The organism is Pseudomonas sp. Emmai, assembly GCF_055179735.1.
In genome coordinates this window covers 2103221-2119560 of record NZ_CM143685.1, presented here as the reverse complement: position 1 = coordinate 2119560, position 16340 = coordinate 2103221, and the positions used below count along the sequence as shown (strand labels likewise).

18 protein-coding genes are annotated in these 16340 nt (G+C 61.8%); all 18 read right to left on the bottom strand.

The annotated features are described in order from the left end of the window. A complete protein-coding gene (gene fliQ / locus ACY4LX_RS09565; protein WP_123409175.1) occupies positions 1-270 on the bottom strand; it encodes a flagellar biosynthesis protein FliQ in 270 nt (89 codons plus the stop codon). Continuing rightward, entirely contained in the window at positions 267-1025 is a 759-nt protein-coding gene (gene fliP / locus ACY4LX_RS09560; protein ID WP_149657017.1) for a flagellar type III secretion system pore protein FliP, read from the bottom strand. The genes fliQ and fliP overlap by 4 nt, the downstream gene beginning before the upstream one ends. After that, complete coding sequence (gene fliO, locus ACY4LX_RS09555) at positions 1025-1471, bottom strand: flagellar biosynthetic protein FliO (protein ID WP_463259766.1); 447 nt, start codon at positions 1469-1471, stop codon at positions 1025-1027. Before fliO ends, fliP begins: the two co-directional genes overlap by 1 nt. Next, positions 1472-1930 (bottom strand): flagellar motor switch protein FliN, encoded by a 459-nt coding sequence (fliN, locus tag ACY4LX_RS09550; RefSeq protein ID WP_149657019.1) that lies wholly within the window; start codon positions 1928-1930, stop codon positions 1472-1474. It lies immediately after the preceding gene. Between the two features lie 63 nt (positions 1931-1993). Continuing rightward, entirely contained in the window at positions 1994-2962 is a 969-nt protein-coding gene (gene fliM / locus ACY4LX_RS09545) for a flagellar motor switch protein FliM (protein ID WP_123409179.1), read from the bottom strand. Positions 2963-2971: 9 nt separating this feature from the next. Beyond that, a complete protein-coding gene (gene fliL, locus ACY4LX_RS09540; protein ID WP_149657020.1) occupies positions 2972-3478 on the bottom strand; it encodes a flagellar basal body-associated protein FliL in 507 nt (168 codons plus the stop codon). A 312-nt stretch (positions 3479-3790) separates the two neighbouring features. Further along, on the bottom strand, positions 3791-5164 hold the full coding sequence (locus tag ACY4LX_RS09535) for a flagellar hook-length control protein FliK (protein WP_463259765.1): 1374 nt from the start codon (positions 5162-5164) through the stop codon (positions 3791-3793). A 105-nt stretch (positions 5165-5269) separates the two neighbouring features. Next, on the bottom strand, positions 5270-5617 hold the full coding sequence (locus ACY4LX_RS09530) for an Hpt domain-containing protein (protein ID WP_463259764.1): 348 nt from the start codon (positions 5615-5617) through the stop codon (positions 5270-5272). Positions 5618-5648: 31 nt separating this feature from the next. Continuing rightward, positions 5649-7364 (bottom strand): SpoIIE family protein phosphatase, encoded by a 1716-nt coding sequence (locus tag ACY4LX_RS09525; RefSeq protein WP_463259763.1) that lies wholly within the window; start codon positions 7362-7364, stop codon positions 5649-5651. Then, entirely contained in the window at positions 7361-7666 is a 306-nt protein-coding gene (locus tag ACY4LX_RS09520; protein ID WP_149657024.1) for an STAS domain-containing protein, read from the bottom strand. Before ACY4LX_RS09520 ends, ACY4LX_RS09525 begins: the two co-directional genes overlap by 4 nt. A gap of 156 nt (positions 7667-7822) precedes the next feature. Then, the gene (gene fliJ, locus ACY4LX_RS09515) at positions 7823-8272 is read right to left on the bottom strand and encodes a flagellar export protein FliJ (RefSeq protein WP_133839137.1); all 450 of its coding nucleotides are present in this window, start codon (positions 8270-8272) and stop codon (positions 7823-7825) included. Positions 8273-8278: 6 nt separating this feature from the next. Next, a complete protein-coding gene (gene fliI / locus ACY4LX_RS09510; RefSeq protein ID WP_149657025.1) occupies positions 8279-9637 on the bottom strand; it encodes a flagellar protein export ATPase FliI in 1359 nt (452 codons plus the stop codon). Then, positions 9627-10451: a flagellar assembly protein FliH gene (gene fliH, locus ACY4LX_RS09505; protein ID WP_149657026.1), complete on the bottom strand. Its 825-nt coding sequence runs from the start codon at positions 10449-10451 to the stop codon at positions 9627-9629. The genes fliI and fliH overlap by 11 nt, the downstream gene beginning before the upstream one ends. A 7-nt stretch (positions 10452-10458) precedes the next feature. Beyond that, positions 10459-11478, bottom strand: a complete 1020-nt coding sequence (gene fliG, locus ACY4LX_RS09500; RefSeq protein ID WP_003184041.1) for a flagellar motor switch protein FliG — start codon at positions 11476-11478, stop codon at positions 10459-10461. Continuing rightward, entirely contained in the window at positions 11471-13258 is a 1788-nt protein-coding gene (gene fliF / locus ACY4LX_RS09495; protein WP_463259762.1) for a flagellar basal-body MS-ring/collar protein FliF, read from the bottom strand. Before fliF ends, fliG begins: the two co-directional genes overlap by 8 nt. Before the next feature lie 15 nt (positions 13259-13273). After that, positions 13274-13603 (bottom strand): flagellar hook-basal body complex protein FliE, encoded by a 330-nt coding sequence (fliE, locus tag ACY4LX_RS09490; RefSeq protein WP_054049322.1) that lies wholly within the window; start codon positions 13601-13603, stop codon positions 13274-13276. Between the two features lie 115 nt (positions 13604-13718). Further along, complete coding sequence (locus tag ACY4LX_RS09485) at positions 13719-15098, bottom strand: sigma-54-dependent transcriptional regulator (protein ID WP_149657028.1); 1380 nt, start codon at positions 15096-15098, stop codon at positions 13719-13721. A 5-nt stretch (positions 15099-15103) separates the two neighbouring features. Next, the gene (locus ACY4LX_RS09480; RefSeq protein WP_178128979.1) at positions 15104-16297 is read right to left on the bottom strand and encodes a sensor histidine kinase; all 1194 of its coding nucleotides are present in this window, start codon (positions 16295-16297) and stop codon (positions 15104-15106) included. Between the last annotated feature and the right edge of the window lie 43 nt (positions 16298-16340).

Sequence of the window (16340 nt, the reverse complement as noted above, 5' to 3'; positions counted from 1 at the left end):
TTAGCCAATGACCATAGGAATATTGCCGTACAGCCGCAGGATGTATTCCATGAAGGTCTGTACCAGCCACGGGCCGGCCACAATCAGCGTTACCAGCATCACCAACAGACGCGGCAGGAAGCTCAAGGTCTGTTCGTTGATCTGCGTGGCCGCCTGGAACATCGCCACCAAAAGGCCCACCAGCAGACTCGGAATCACCAGCACCGCGACCATCATGGTGGTCAGCCAGAGCGCGTCCCGAAAGATGTCTACGGCGACTTCCGGGGTCATGGCGAAACACCTCCAAAGCTGCTGGCCAACGTGCCAATGATCAACGCCCAGCCATCCACCAGCACAAACAGCATGATCTTGAACGGCAGGGAAATGATCAGCGGCGACAGCATCATCATCCCCATCGCCATCAGCACACTGGCCACGACCAGGTCGATGATCAGGAACGGAATGAAGATCATGAAGCCGATCTGGAAGGCGGTTTTCAGCTCCGACGTCACGAACGCCGGCACCAGAATGGTCAACGGCGCCTGATCCGGCGTGGCGATGTCAGTGCGTTTGGACAGGCGCATGAACAGCTCCAGATCGCTGGTGCGGGTCTGGGCGAGCATGAAGTCCTTGATCGGCACTTGCGCCTTGAGCACGGCGTCCTGGGCGGTGAGCTTCTCCGCCAGGTACGGTTGCAGGGCATCGTTATTCACCCGGTCGAACACCGGCGCCATGATGAACATGGTCAGGAACAGCGCCATGCCGGTGAGGATCTGGTTCGACGGCGTCTGCTGCAGGCCCAGGGCCTGGCGCAGGATCGAGAAGACAATGATGATCCGGGTGAAGCTGGTCATCAGCATGACGAACGCTGGAATGAAGCTCAGCGCGGTCATGATCAGCAAGATCTGCAGGCTGACCGAGTATTCCTGCGCACCCTGGGCATTGGTGCCCAGCGTAATGGCCGGGATCGACAGCGGATCGGCGGCGAACACCAGCGGCGCCGCCAGCATCAGGGCCAGCGTCAAGACGATGCGTAGCGCACCCATTACTTCTTATCCTTCTGATCCTTGCCCAACAGTTCCATCAGGCGCTGGGCAAACTCCGGGGTCGTTTTTTCACTCGCGCTCGGCACGTGCACCGGCTCCTTGAGCACATGCAATGCCGTGATGGTGCCGGGGCTGAGGCCGAGCAGAATCTGTTCGTTGCCGACCTGTACCAGCATCAGGCGATCACGGGGACCCAGCGCGCGGGAACCGATGATATCGATCACCTGCGCCTTGCCCGCCGGCCCGGCCTGCTGGACCCGGCGCAACAGCCAGGCGAGGAAAAAGATCAACGCCAGCACGAACAACAGGCCGAACACCAATTGCGTCAATTGCCCGGCCACGCCGCTGTTGACCACCGGTGCAGCCGCCGCAGCCGCCGTGGCCACCGGTTCGGCAGCCAAAGCGCTGACCGGCAGCGCCAGCAACAACCCCAGGACCTTGTTCACTTAGCGCAGCTTCTTGATGCGTTCGCTAGGGCTGATCACGTCGGTCAGGCGAATGCCGAACTTCTCGTTGACCACGACCACTTCGCCGTGAGCGATGAGGGTGCCGTTGACCAGCACGTCCAGCGGCTCACCGGCCAGGCGATCAAGTTCGATCACCGAACCCTGGTTGAGTTGCAGCAGGTTGCGGATGTTGATGTCGGTGCTGCCGACTTCCATGGAAATCGACACCGGGATGTCGAGGATGACGTCCAGGTTCGGGCCGTCCAGGGTCACCGGGTCGTTGTTCTTCGGCACGCTGCCGAATTCTTCCATCGGCAGACGGTTGGACGCCGAGCTACCGGTATCGGCAGCCAGCAGCGCATCGATATCGTCCTGGCCGGCATCACCGGTTTCTTCCAGGGCAGCGGCCCATTCATCAGCCAGTGCCTGGTCGTCCTGGGCGTTCATATCGTCGTTCATCATGTGTCCTCGGCGGGCAGCTCTTAGAAGCGGCCAGTGTTAAATGGGGGAGTTGAGCGCCGGTCAGCGGCGCTCGATCGGCTCGATCACTTGCAACGCGAGGTTGCCTTTGTGCGAACCCATCTTGACCTTGAACGCAGGCACGCCATTGGCGCGCATGATCATTTCTTCCGGCATCTCGACCGGGATGATGTCCCCCGGCTGCATGTGCAGGATGTCCCGCAGGCGCAGTTGGCGACGGGCCACCGTAGCACCGATCGGCACATCCACGTCCAGCACGTCCTGACGCAGGGCGTTGACCCAGCGTTCGTCCTGATCGTCGAGGTCCGACTGGAAACCGGCGTCGAGCATTTCGCGCACCGGCTCGATCATCGAGTACGGCATGGTCACGTGGAGATCGCCGCCACCGCCATCGAGTTCGATGTGGAAAGTCGACACCACGATGGCTTCGCTCGGGCCAACGATGTTGGCCATGGCCGGGTTCACTTCCGAGTTGATGTACTCGAAGTTCACTTCCATGATCGCCTGCCAGGCTTCCTTCAAATCGATGAAGGCCTGCTCCAGCACCATGCGCACCACTCGCAGCTCGGTCGGGGTGAACTCACGCCCTTCGATCTTCGCGTGACGGCCATCGCCGCCGAAGAAGTTGTCCACCAGCTTGAACACCAGTTTGGCGTCGAGGATGAACAGCGCGGTGCCGCGCAACGGCTTGATCTTGACCAGGTTGAGGCTGGTCGGCACGTACAGCGAGTGCACGTATTCACCGAACTTCATCACCTGCACGCCACCGACGGCCACGTCCGCCGAGCGGCGCAGCATGTTGAACATGCTGATGCGGGTGTAGCGGGCGAAACGTTCGTTGATCATTTCCAGGGTCGGCATGCGTCCGCGGACGATCCGATCCTGGCTGGTCAGGTCGTAACTTTTGACGCTGCCGGGTTCGGCGGCGGTATCGGTCTGTACCAGACCATCGTCGACGCCATGCAACAGCGCATCGATCTCATCCTGGGACAGCAGGTCTTGCACGGCCATGTCGTGTTCCTACTGCAGTACGAAATTAGTGAAAAGCAACTGTTCGATCACCACTTTGCCCAGCTCTTTCTGCGCCACTTCCTGGACGCTGGCGGTGGCCTTCTGGCGCAGCATTTCCTGGCCGACCGGGGTCGCGAGGGTGGCGAAGTCCTGACCGGAGAACAGCATGACGAGGTTATTGCGAATGACCGGCATGTGCACTTTGAGCGCTTCCATATCCGCCTGGTTGCGGCCGAGCATGGTGATGCTCACCTGCATGTAGCGCTGGCGACCGTTCTGGTTGTAGTTGGCGACGAAGGCCGGCGCCATGGGTTCGAAGACTGCCGGTTGCTTGCCCAGCGGGGCCGTTTCAGCCGCCGCGACAGGTTTGCTTTGGGCGCTGTGCATGAAGTACCACGTGGCCCCCACGGACAAGCCGATGGCCAGCAGCACTGCCAGCACGATCGCAATGATCAGCTTGAGTTTGCCTTTGGTTGCAGGGTCTTTAACCACTGCTGCTGCTTCGCTCTTCGCCATGCCAATAATCCGTCACTATTCAAGTTTTCACAGTCGCACGGCAAGGCAAGAGCAAGTGTTATGCCAGAAGTGTCGGGGAGGGGATTTGAGGCAGGGGTGAATGATCGTTCCCACGCTTCGCGTGGGAATGCCTCAATGGACGCTCCGCGTCCGCTTCGGCAGGGACGCCGAGCGTCCCAGGCTGCATTCCCACGCAGAGCGTGGGAACGATCAGGCATGCAGGAGCGAGGCTTGCCCGCGAAGAACGATGACGGGGTTTAACTGATAAACCGCAGCGTCTTGTTCGCGGGCAAGCCTCGCTCCTACAGGAGACTAGGCGTAATAGTCGACGGCACTGGAGCCAATGACGCTGGCGGTGCTGGCCGCGACTTCCGCGACGGCCGGCACGATCTCGTCATCCATGGCATCAACCCGGCCACCGCTGGCGCTGGTGCGCCCGCCCTGCCCTTGCTGAGCCTGTTGCTCCTGGCCCTGGCCCTGCCAGCCACGGGACTGGTCGGACACGTTGACATCGACCTGGCCCATGCCCTGCTGCGCGAACATGTCGCGCAAGCGATGCATTTGCCCGTCCAGCGCTTCGCGAACACTCGGGTGAGCGCTCATGAAGGTCACTTGGGTCTGCTGGTCCGGCACCATGTTCACCCGAATATCCAGGCGCCCCAGTTCGGCGGGCTGCAACTGAATGTCGGCCGCCTTGAGATTGGCGCTGGACAGGTACATGACCCGGTTGACCACTTCTTCGGTCCAGCCACTCTGATGCATGGCGATCGGTTGATTGACCGGCAGCGCATTGGCGGTCTTCGGTGTGGCAGCCTGGGTCAATGCCGCCAGACGACTGGCGAAATCATCGACGCGGGTATCGCTGCTGGCGGACGTCAGGTCCTTGAGCCCTTCATTGAGCAGGCCACTGAACGCCTTCTCGCCGCCCTGACTGGTACTGTCCTTGTCGGATTGCACAGTGAGCATGCTCGCCATGCCGGCGGCAAAGTTCTGCGCCGAAGTCAGCTCACCCTCGGCGGATGCCTGGGCCGGTGTCGCTTTGGCCTGGGATTGGCTGGAGGCGGAGACGTGACCGCTCTGTTCCATGGCCATGCGCAGGGCCGGCAGCGCGTCGAGCGGGTCGGCCTCTGGATCGAAATCGGTGTCGGTGGTCGCGGCGGCCTGTACCGGCGCGGCGGTGACGGCGGCAGCAACCGCTGCCTCGACTTGCGGTTGCACAGCGGCTACCGCTGGCGGGGTTTCGGGTGCGGGTGCGGGCGCCACTGGCTGCACCGCTTGCATCAAGGCCGGGTCCAGCGTCGGGTCGACCGGCGGAGCATCGACCGCCACCGGCGTAGTGGTCGTCTCCGGGTCGCTGTCGCTGGCGCTCTTGTCATCTGTCGAGGCGGACGCCGGTTTGTCGGCGGGCAAGGATTTGCCGCTATCGGCAACCGCTGGCTGCGGGGCGGCAGACTTGTCGTTGCTGACGTCTTTCTTCGCCGGGTTGTCCGGGGTTTTATCCCGGGACGGTTTGACCGGCGCATCAGCCAATGCGGCAGGCTTGTTCTGGCCCTGTTTGGCGAAGACATTGGCGAAGCTGGAGGCCTTATCCCCAGGCTCAGCGGTCACCGCCGGGGTATTGGCGGAGGCAGCTTGAGGCTTGGCCTTGGCAGCGGCCTGAAGAAGCAAATTGGGGGTAACGGGCATGACGCGGTCTCCGCTGCACTGGGATCGTAGGTACAGTTGAGTGAGATGAATGCAAAGGTCGAGCCAGGTTTGGAAAACCGGCGCCTGATGCGCCGGACGGTCATGCTACTGCGCTAAAGAACGCTGACGCTCGGCTTCATAGAGCGGACGGACGATGGCGAATTCGCCGTCAATTTCGCCGACCAGTTTCTCAATGCCGGCGAGGCGCTGGTGCTTGGCTCGCTGTTCCAGCTCATTGCACAGTTCCGCCAGGCGAACGGCGCCCATGTTGCTGCTGCTGCCTTTGAAACTATGGGCCGCATTCATGAGCTGCACCGCATCCTCGGCCTTGCGCAGGACGAGTAGACGCTCCTCGGAGTCGGCAATGAAGGTATCCAGTAATGTCGGATATTCGTCCTCCATGACCTCCTGCAACGCGTTCAGCACGTTGCGATCCAAATGTGTATCAGCCACTTGTTCACTCCTTGATCAAGAATTCGCGGGATTATGCCAGAGCCTCCCAATAAAACTCCACGTGCGCACTACGACCTTCGTCGGACCAGCTCGCCTTGCGGCTCAACTGGCGGATCAATCCGACACCGCGCCCCGACAGACCGACGCCATCCACCGGCCGCTCCATCACCCGCGCCACATCAAAACCCTTGCCACTGTCGTCGACCCGAATCGACAGGCAACCGCCCTCGCCCTTTGGCGTGACCTGCAAATGCAAGCGCACATAGCCGTCCTGCAATTGGTCGAGGCGGGAATTGCGCTCCTGATAATAGCGCGCAAAACCCGAGGCATCACGCTTGAGGCTGGAGTCCAGCCCCAGCACGCCGTGCTCCAGGGCATTGGAATACAGCTCGGCCAGCACGCTGTACAACGCGCCGCTTTGCGCCCGCAGGCCATGAACTTCAAGCAACAATTGCAACAGATAGGGCAGCGGATTGAAGCGCTTGAGGGTGGCGGCGCGAAACTCGAAACTCACGGACCAGTCCAGCGGGCACGACTGTCCACTATCGGAATACACCAGCGCCGGCGGGCTCAGTTGCGCCGATTCCAGCAGGCGGACCTCGACCATGCTCACATCGTCCCGGGCCTCGCCACGGAAATCGCGCAGGGCCTGCTCGATCTCCGCGAACAATGCATCCGGCCGACGGTTGGCGGCAAACACCTGCTCCAGCCGCTCCACGCCAAACAATTGCTCGTTCACATCGCAGGTGTCGATCACCCCGTCGGACAACAGGAACACCCGATCGTCGACCGCCATCGGAAACACTTCCGTGCGATCGTTAAACGTGGTCGGGCTCAACACCCCCAACGGCAGGTGCCGCGCCCGCAGCGGCGTGCGCTCGCCCGTGGCATTGCTGTGCAGATAACCGTCCGGCATCCCGCCGTTCCAGACTTCCACCGAACGGCGCTGAAAGCTCAGGCACAACAGGGTTGCGCAACAGAACATGTCCACCGGCAGGATGCGCTTGAGCTTGGCGTTCATCTCGCGCAGGGTTTCGGATAAGCCGTAGCCCTTTGCAGTCATGCCGTAGAACACTTCCGCCAGCGGCATGGCGCCGACGGCGGCCGGCAAGCCATGACCGGTGAAGTCGCCGAGCAACACATGCATGTCGCCGGCCGGGGTGAACGCGGCCAGCAGCAGATCGCCGTTGAACAATGCGTAAGGCGATTGCAGGTAACGGATATTCGGCGCATTCAGGCAGCCGGAGTGGGCCACCTTGTCGAACACCGCCTTCGCCACCCGCTGCTCGTTAAGCAGGTATTCGTGGTGCCGGGCAATCTGGTCGCGCTGCTCAAGCACCGTGGCCTGCAAGCGCCGCAAGCGGTCCATCGCCTTGATTTTGGCGCTGAGGATCACCTGGTTATAGGGCTTCGCCAGAAAGTCGTCGCCCCCGGCCTCCAGACAACGGGCCAAGGCTTCGCTTTCAGTCAGTGACGTCAGGAAGATGATCGGCACCAGGGTTTCCCCGGCCAGTGCCTTGATCTGCTGCGCCGCCTCGAAACCGTCCATCACCGGCATCATGGCGTCCATCAGCACCAGTTGCGGCCGTTGCTCACGGAACGCGGCAACCGCTTCGGCACCATTGGCCGCCGTCAGCACCTGATGGCCCTGGCGCCGGACGATACTCGACAGCAGCATGCGATCGGCCGCGCTGTCTTCAGCGATCAGGATCGTCAGCGGCTCGAACACCGACTGCACGGCGCTCATGCCACGTCGAAGATCTGTTCGAAATTGGAGATAGCCAGGATCTTGCGCACATCGGCATTGGCGTGGGTCAGCTTGATCTCGGCGTTCTCGCCACCGGCGTGATCACGCAACAGCAACAACATGCCGAGCGCCGAACTGTCGAGGTAGGTGGCGTCCTTCAGGTCAACCTCAAAGGACTCGGGTTTTGGCTGAAGATTTTCGTAGGACTCGCGAAATTCCTGATGCTTGGCAAAATCGAATCGTCCCTTGATCGAAATCGTCAGCTTTTGCCCATCTTGGGAGACTTCTGTAACGACTGACATTTAACGGCTTCCTTGTCATTGGTGAACGTGCGTGTACAAGGTTTAGCACTTGGCGGGGGTGGGGGCAAGGCGGGAAGTTGTGTTGCGACAGATAGATCGCTATCGCTTGTAGGAGCAAGGCTTGCCCGCGATGAACGATAACGCGGTAGACCTGCCTTAATACGGATCCTGACGCGGCAACCGCTGGGACAACTCATCCAGCAGCTTCTGCTCGCGCCGGTCTTCGAGCTTGCGCGCCTCGTCCATGTAGCGCTGGACCAGTTTGCGCAAGCCTTCGACCCGGGCAAACGCCTGCTGCCAGGCATCACGCGCCTTGTTCAGGTTGTTCTGGTGCCAGACCAGGCTCTGTCGCTGCTGATCGATGGCCGTGCCCAGTTGCGCCAGAAAGCCCTGATAACCCAGTAACCATTGGCCGGACACGCCACTGCTGCCACGCACGATCCATTGTTCCTGGTAATCGAGGCGGAAGGCTTCCAGGTCGTCGAGCTTGCTTTGGGCCAGGCGCACCTGGCCCTGAAAGTGGCCCAGGCGCTGCACCGCGGTCTTCTCGGCCTTTTCGGCCATTTCGACCACCGGTGCCAGGCGCCCTGCGCGACTCTGGGCCATGATCGGTTAACCGCCGGCCGCAGGGGCGAAGAGCGTACCGAGGTAGGATTCGCTTTCGCCCAGGCCGATTTTGTCGTTCAGGCCCTGGCGCAGGTAGCGGACCAACTGCGGTTGCAGGGAAATCGCCAGGTCGGTTTCCCGATCGCCACCGGCCACATAGGCGCCGACGCTGATCAAGTCGCGACTCTGCTGATACCGCGACCACAGTTGCTTGAAATACTGGGCGCGCATCATGTGTTCCGGCGTGACCACCGACGGCATGACCCGGCTGATGGACGCTTCGATGTCAATGGCCGGGTAATGCCCTTCCTCGGCCAGGCGCCGGGACAGCACGATGTGGCCGTCGAGCACGCCTCGGGCGGCGTCGGCGATCGGGTCCTGCTGGTCATCGCCTTCGGACAATACGGTGTAGAACGCGGTGATCGAACCGCCGCCCTTCTCGGCGTTACCGGCCCGTTCCACCAGTTTCGGCAACTTGGCGAACACCGACGGCGGATACCCCTTGGTCGCCGGCGGCTCGCCAATGGCCAGGGCGATTTCCCGCTGGGCCTGGGCGAAACGGGTCAACGAATCCATGAGCAACAGGACATTCTTGCCCTTGTCGCGGAAATACTCGGCAATGCGCGTGCAGTACATCGCCGCGCGCAAACGCATCAGCGGCGCGTCGTCCGCCGGGGACGCCACCACCACCGAGCGCTTGAGGCCTTCTTCACCGAGGATGTGCTCGATGAACTCTTTAACCTCACGACCCCGCTCACCGATCAGCCCGACCACGATAATGTCGGCCTCGGTGAACCGGGTCATCATGCCCAGCAGCACCGACTTACCCACGCCGGTACCGGCGAACAGGCCCAGACGCTGACCGCGACCGACCGTCAACAAACCGTTGATGCTGCGAATCCCCACGTCCAGCGGCTCGCTGATCGGGTGGCGCTTGAGCGGGTTGATGGTCGGGCCATCCATCGGCACCCAGTCTTCGGCTTTCATCCCGCCCTTGCCGTCGAGTGCGCGACCGGCGCCGTCAAGCACCCGACCGAGCATGCTCATGCCCATCGGCAAACGCCCGGTATCGGCCATCGGCACCACCCGCGCGCCAGGGGCAATGCCAGCGACGCTGCCCACCGGCATCAGAAACACTTTGCTGCCGGAGAAGCCCATGACTTCGGCTTCGACCTGCACCGGGTGATAGCTGTTGTCGTTGATGACCATGCAGCGGCTGCCCATGGCGGCGCGCAAGCCTTCGGCTTCCAGGGTCAGGCCGACCATGCGCAGCAAGCGACCTTCAAGGATTGGCGCGCCTTCCAGTTCCGTGGCCTCGACGTAGCTGCCCAGGCGCTTGGCGAAACTGGTGCGATCAAGGCGCATCGGGAGTGTCCAGTTCTGGCGGCAGTTCCAGCTCCGCTTCCGGCGCGGGCTCAGGCTTGGCATCGATCGGCAGTTCAAGGCTCATGTCCGGCTCGGCCGGGTGCAGCGCTTGTTCATGCAACTGATCGAACAACTTGTCCATGACCCGGGTGACGCGGGTTTCGACGGTGGCGTCGATGCGGCTGTGCTCGGTTTCGACCCGGCAACCGCCCGGCAACAAGGCTTCGTCTTCGACGATGCGCCAGGTTTCTTCATGGCGCTCGCGCAGGGCTTTGACCTGTTCGAAATCCTGGGGATTGATGTACAGCCGCACATTGCCCACGCCCAGCGGCAACAGTTTGAGGGCTTCGCGCATGACGCTTTCGATGTGCGTGGAATCGATGGCGAGCTCGCGCTGAATCACCTGTTTGGTGATGTGCTGCACGAGGTCGACCAGGGACTTTTCGATCTGGGTGTCCTGCTCGGCGATGGGCTCGAACAGGTTGGCCATCAGCTGTTCCAGGCCGGCAATCTTGGCGGTCAGGGCCACTTCGGCTTCCTGGCGAACCTTGAGCGTGGCGCTGTGGAAACCTTCTTTCTCACCCGTGGCGAAGCCTTCGTTGTAGGCCTCCTGACGGATGCTTTCGAGTTCTTCCAGGGTCAGTGGCTGGACTTCGTCCAGCGGCACTTCTTCCATTTCCGGCGGCTCGGGCTCGGGTTCCGGCTCGGGCTCGGGCACATGCGGGTCGAAGCTGGGCAGCGACCAGACGTCGAAACCACCGACCTCCTTGCCACGGATCAGGTCGGTGTTGGACTCATCATGTTTGGACGACATAGTGACCTTAGATCATCTCTTCGCCACCCTTCCCACCGAGAACGATTTCTCCGGCTTCGGCCATACGGCGGGCAATGGTGAGGATTTCTTTCTGCGCGGTTTCCACGTCGCTGACACGCACCGGGCCTTTGGCCTCGAGGTCGTCGCGCAACAGTTCGGCCGCTCGTTTGGACATGTTCTTGAAGATCTTTTCCTTGACGCCTTCGTCCGAACCCTTGAGGGCCAGCACCAGCACATCGGAAGACACTTCGCGCAGCAACGCCTGGATGCCGCGGTCGTCGACATCGGACAGGTTGTTGAACACGAACATGAGGTCTTCGATCTGACCGGACAGGTCTTCGTCGACTTCGCGGATCGAGTCCATCAACTGACCTTCGATCGAGCTGTCGAGGAAGTTCATGATGTCGGCCGCACGCTTGATGCCACCCAGGGTGGTGCGCGAGGCGTTCGAGTTGCCGGAGAACTGCTTCTCGAGAATCTGGTTCAGTTCTTTCAGGGCCGCAGGTTGCACGGTGTTCAACGACGAGACGCGCAGGATGATGTCCAGGCGCACCTTATGGTCGAAGTTGCCGAGCACTTCACCGGCCTGGTCCGGGTCGAGGTACGCCACGACGATCGCCTGGATCTGCGGGTGCTCGTATCGGATCACGTCAGCGACAGCGCGCGGTTCCATCCACTTCAGGCTGTCGAGGCCGCTGGTGTTGCCACCCAGCAGAATGCGGTCGATCAGGCCGTTGGCCTTGTCTTCGCCCAAGGCCTGGGTGAGCATCTTGCGCACGTAGTCGTCGGAGCCGACGCCCAGGCTGGTCTGGTCGCCGACGATGTCGACGAACTCGCTCATCACCTGCTCGACCTGCTCGCGGTGCACGTTACCCATTTGCGCCATGGCCACGCCCACACGCTGGACCTCTTTAGGCCCCATGTGGCGCAGCACTTGGGCGGCGTCAGTCGAACCCAGGGACAGCAGCAGAATCGCGGCTTTATCGACCCGGGACAGTTTGGCGACAGCGGCTCGGTTATCACTCATCTGCGTTAATCCACTCTTTCACGACCTGGGCCACACGACCCGGATCTTCTGCCACCAAACTCTTGATTGCATTCAACTGTGCGTCATAGCCTTCGCTCGGGCTCGGCAACAGGATGCTTTGCGGACCGCCCAGGCTGACGCGGTCGTTGGCCAGTTCGCCGTCCAGGCCGCCCATGCCACCCAACTCGACGTCGCTGCCCAAGCCTGCAAGCTGTTTGCCTTTACCGCCACCGGTGATGTTGTTGAGCACCGGACGCAGCACACCGAACACCAGCACCAGGATGAACAACACACCCAGCACTTGCTTGACGATGTCCCAGAACCAAGGCTGGGAGTAGAACGGAATATCGGCAATCGCTTCGGCGCGCTCGGCGGAGAACGGCATGTTGATCACGCTGACGCTGTCACCACGGCTGGCGTCGAAACCGACGGCGTCCTGCACCAGGCGAGTGAAGCGCGCCAATTCGTCGGCGCTCCACGGCGCGCGGGTGGTTTCCCCGTTGGCCGCGTTGATCTTGACCTGGTCATCCACCACCACCGACACCGACAGGCGATTCAAACGACCCTGTTGCTGCTTGGTGTGGCTGATGGAGCGATCAAGCTCGAAATTCTTGGTGGATTGTTGACGCTTGTCCGCCGGGTAAGGAGCAAGCATAGGCTGGCCGGTGGCCGGGTCCATGATTTGCTGACCATTTGCATCGAGCAACGGCTGGCCTGGCTGCACCATGCCGGCCGACGCAGTGGCGCCACCGGTGGTTTGCGGCGCGGAGGCTGGCGACGGCGGCTGGTTGCTCAAAGCACCCGGCACACCTTGCGGGCCATTGCTGGCGGTGCGTTGTTCAGAGGTCGATTGCTCGCTGCGCAGCGCCGGTTGATCCGGGTTGAACTGCTCGGACGTCGATTCGACGGCACTGAAATCCACATCAGCCGAGACTTCGGCTTTATAGCGGTCATTGCCCAGCACCGGTTGCAGGATGTTGTGCACACGCTGGGTGAGCATGCTTTCCATACGGCGGCTGTAATCGAATTGCTTGCCGGCCATGGTCAGCTCGGAGTTCTCCGCCTGATCCGACAGCAGGTTGCCCTTCTGGTCGACGACGGTGATCTGCGACTTGCTCAGTTCGGGAACGCTGGTGGCGACCAGGTTGATGATCGCCAGTACCTGGCCTGGCTCCAGGGAGCGGCCGGAATACAGCTCAACCAGAATCGAAGCGCTAGGCTTGCGTTCATCGCGCACGAACACCGAGCTTTTCGGAATCGCCAAATGGACGCGGGCGCCCTTGACGTTGTTCAGGCTGGAGATGGTACGAGCCAGTTCGCCTTCGAGGCCGCGACGATATCGGGTCGCTTCCATGAACTGGCTGGTGCCCAGGCCCTGGTCCTTGTCGAGGATTTCAAAACCGATGTTGCCGTCGCTGGGAGTGACACCAGCGGCCGCGAGCTTGAGCCGCGCACGGGACACATCATCGGCCTTGACCAGCAAGGCGCCGGAGTTCGGTTCAACGGTATAAGGGATGTCAGCGGCGGCCAGGGTTTCCATGACCTGCTTGGCGTCCATACCGGCAAGACTGCCGTACAGAGGCCGGTAGTCCGGCTGCTGCGACCACAACACCACGGCAAAGCCAATCGCCACGCTCGCAGCCAGGCCGACCAACAGGCCCACCTGACGCAACATGGTCATCTCGGAGAGGTTTTCCAGGAAGGACAACCCGAACAACGGCGGTTTGCCGTCTACTGGGGTGGCCTTGGCCGGAACATTATCGGCGACTGCTTCTGCCATGACTCAATCTCGTCCTTAAACCGGCATCTGCATGATGTCTTGGTACGCCTGAACCAGCTTGTTACGCACCTGGGTCAACGCCTGGAAAGACACACTGGCCTTCTGCGAAGAAATCATCACATCCGTCAGATCAACGCCGCTCTTGCCAATTTCAAAGGCACTGGACAGCTGATTGGACGCCTGCTGGGTGTCATTCACTTTATTGACGGCCTGACCGAGCATGTCGGCAAAGCTGCTGCCACCCAGTTCGGGAACTGCGGCAGTCGATTTCGGTGCCGACATCGCGTCCATCTGCATGGAGCGCATGTCCAACATCAATCGATTAAATTCAATACCTTGGCTCATGGTCTACTCTCTCTGGCGACCCGCAATTTTTTGACACTCACTCGGCGGGTACTGAGGTGTTAGCAACAAGGGTGCCAGCTCAGTGGCCTTGCTTCACAAAAGCCTTGCCGGTGAATCAGGTGGCAAACAGATAAGCTTCCACATCCATTCCGGCGTCACGCATTTGCGCCAGTTTGTAGCGCAAGGTGCGCGGGCTGATGCCCAGGCGTTCGGCAGCCTCTTTGCGCCGGCCGCGCTCGGCGCGCAAGGTGTCGATGATCATCTGGAACTCATGACGGCGCAGGTCATCCCCCAAGGCACTGGCCGATTCTGCCTCAACCTCCACCGCCCGCACCGGCGTCAACGCGGGTAACGGCGCACAGGCGACCGGCCCCGACAGGCAGAAATCCTGCGGCTGGATCAAACCGCCCTGCTGCAGGATCAGCGCGCGCTGGATGGCGTTATCCAGCTCACGCACATTGCCCGGCCATGGATAACCGATCAGGCACGCCTGCGCCTCGGGCGACAGCCTGGCCGCCGCATGCTTCATTTTATTGACGTGTTTGGCCAAAAGACGCTCGGCCAGCGGCAGGATGTCGGCGGTGCGCTCGCGCAACGGACGCCAGGCCAGCGGAAAAACCGACAGCCGATAATAAAGGTCTTCACGAAAACGCCCCGCCGCCACTTCACCGGCCAGATCACGGTTAGTGGTGGCGACGACGCGAATGTCCAGACTGATCGGTTTGCGCGCGCCCACCCGTTCGACTTCGCGCTCCTGCAACACTCGCAGCAACTTGGCCTGCAAGCCCATGGGCATTTCGGAAATTTCGTCGAGCAGGATGGTACCGCCGTCGGCCTGTTCAAACTTGCCGGCCTGGGCCGCGATGGCGCCGGTGAACGAGCCTTTTTCGTGACCGAACAGCGTGGCCTCGAGCATGTTGTCGGGAATCGCCGCGCAGTTGATCGCAATGAACGGTTGGCTGGAGCGATGGGAATGCTGGTGGATGTAGCGCGCCAGCACTTCCTTGCCGGTGCCGGACTCGCCGGAGATCAACACCGTGGAATCGCTGCGCGCCACCCGCGCGGCCAGTTCCAACAATTGCGCACTGGCCGGCTCAAAGGCAATCGGCCCTTCACCGTCGGTGGCACCCAGACTGCCGAGCGCATGCCGCGCCACCAGATCGAGCAACGCCTTGGGTTCGAACGGCTTGACCAAGTAATCCGCCGCGCCCTGGCGCATGGCATCGACGGCCCGCTCCACAGCGCCGTGCGCGGTCATCAGCAGCACCGGCAATTGCGGCTGGCGTGCCCGCAACAATCCGAGCAACTGATGGCCATCCATGCCTGGCATGTTGACGTCACTGACCACCAGATTGAACGCTTCGACGCCGACCGCCGCCAGCGCCTCTTCCGCCGAACCGACCGCCTTGTAATCGTGCCCCGCGAGCAGCAGCGTATCCGCCAGTGCTTCCCGTAGCGCGCGGTCATCCTCGACCAGTAGAACCTTGATTGCCATGCCCTTCACTCCGCGTCCGATGCGCTGATAAACAACGGCAGGGACACCAGCGCACAGGTGCCGCGACCGAGCCGCGAGCGCAACTGCAATTCTCCCTGATGAGCGCGGGCCACTGCCTTGACCACGGTCAAACCCAGCCCGGTCCCGGTGGTCTTGGTGGTGAAAAAGGGTTCGCCCAGGCGCGCCAGTACGGCGTCATCGATGCCACTGCCGCTGTCGCTGACGCACAGGCGCAGATTGCTACCCCGGGTATAGAGGTGAACCTTCAAGCGAACAGCGCCGTTGCTGGCCTGAATCGCGTTTTCGATCAAATTCAGAATCGCCCCGACCAGGGTGTCGCGATTGCACAGCAACTCCCCGGCATGACTGTCGCACTGCCAGCGGATGGGCAGGTCCTGAACGTGGGTCAGTGCCGCCGCTTGCAGTGATTGCAGCAATTCTTTGGGCGTCACGCGATTGGTCAGCGGCAGTTCGCCGCGCGCGAACACCAGCATGTCCCGCACCTGATGCTCCAGCTCGTGCAGACGCTCTTTCAAACGACCGGCGAAACGTTGCTGGGTGGCGACGGGCAATTCCTGCTCAGTCAAATGACTGGCGTACAGCAGCGCGGCGGACAGTGGCGTGCGAATCTGGTGAGCCAGCGAGGCCACCATCCGACCCAGGGACGACAGGCGTTCATGACGGGCCAGTTGATCTTGCAGGTGGCGGGTTTCGGTCAGGTCGTTGAGCAATACCAACTGACCTGGCTCGGCATCCAGCGAGCGGGTGGCGATCGACAGGCGTCGACCATCCTTGAGGGAGATTTCATGACCGTCGTCTTCACGGGGTGCAAAGCATCGCGCAATCACCTGGCGCCACAGCTCGCCTTCGAGGGGCAGGCCGAGCAACTCGCAAGCCGCCGGGTTGGCTTCGCGCACCATGCCCTGGGCGTCGATTACGATGACGCCACCGGGTAACAGATCAAGGAGGTTTTGCAGGCGGTTGGCCAGGCGTTCTTTTTCCGCCAGCTCCTGCATGCGCTGGGCGCTGACTACCGCCAGCTCACCCTTGAGCTCGGTGACCCGGGCTTCGAGCATGCTGTAGGAGTCAGTCAGTTGGCTCGACATCTGGTTGAACAGCGCGAACGCCTGCTCAAGACCCAGCCGGCTTGCCTGCTCTACGGACGACGGTTGCCCCGAAGCGTCAGGGACAGGAGACATCTGGGCGGCTTGGGGCATCGTGCTCTCTCGCTTGGCTGACCGT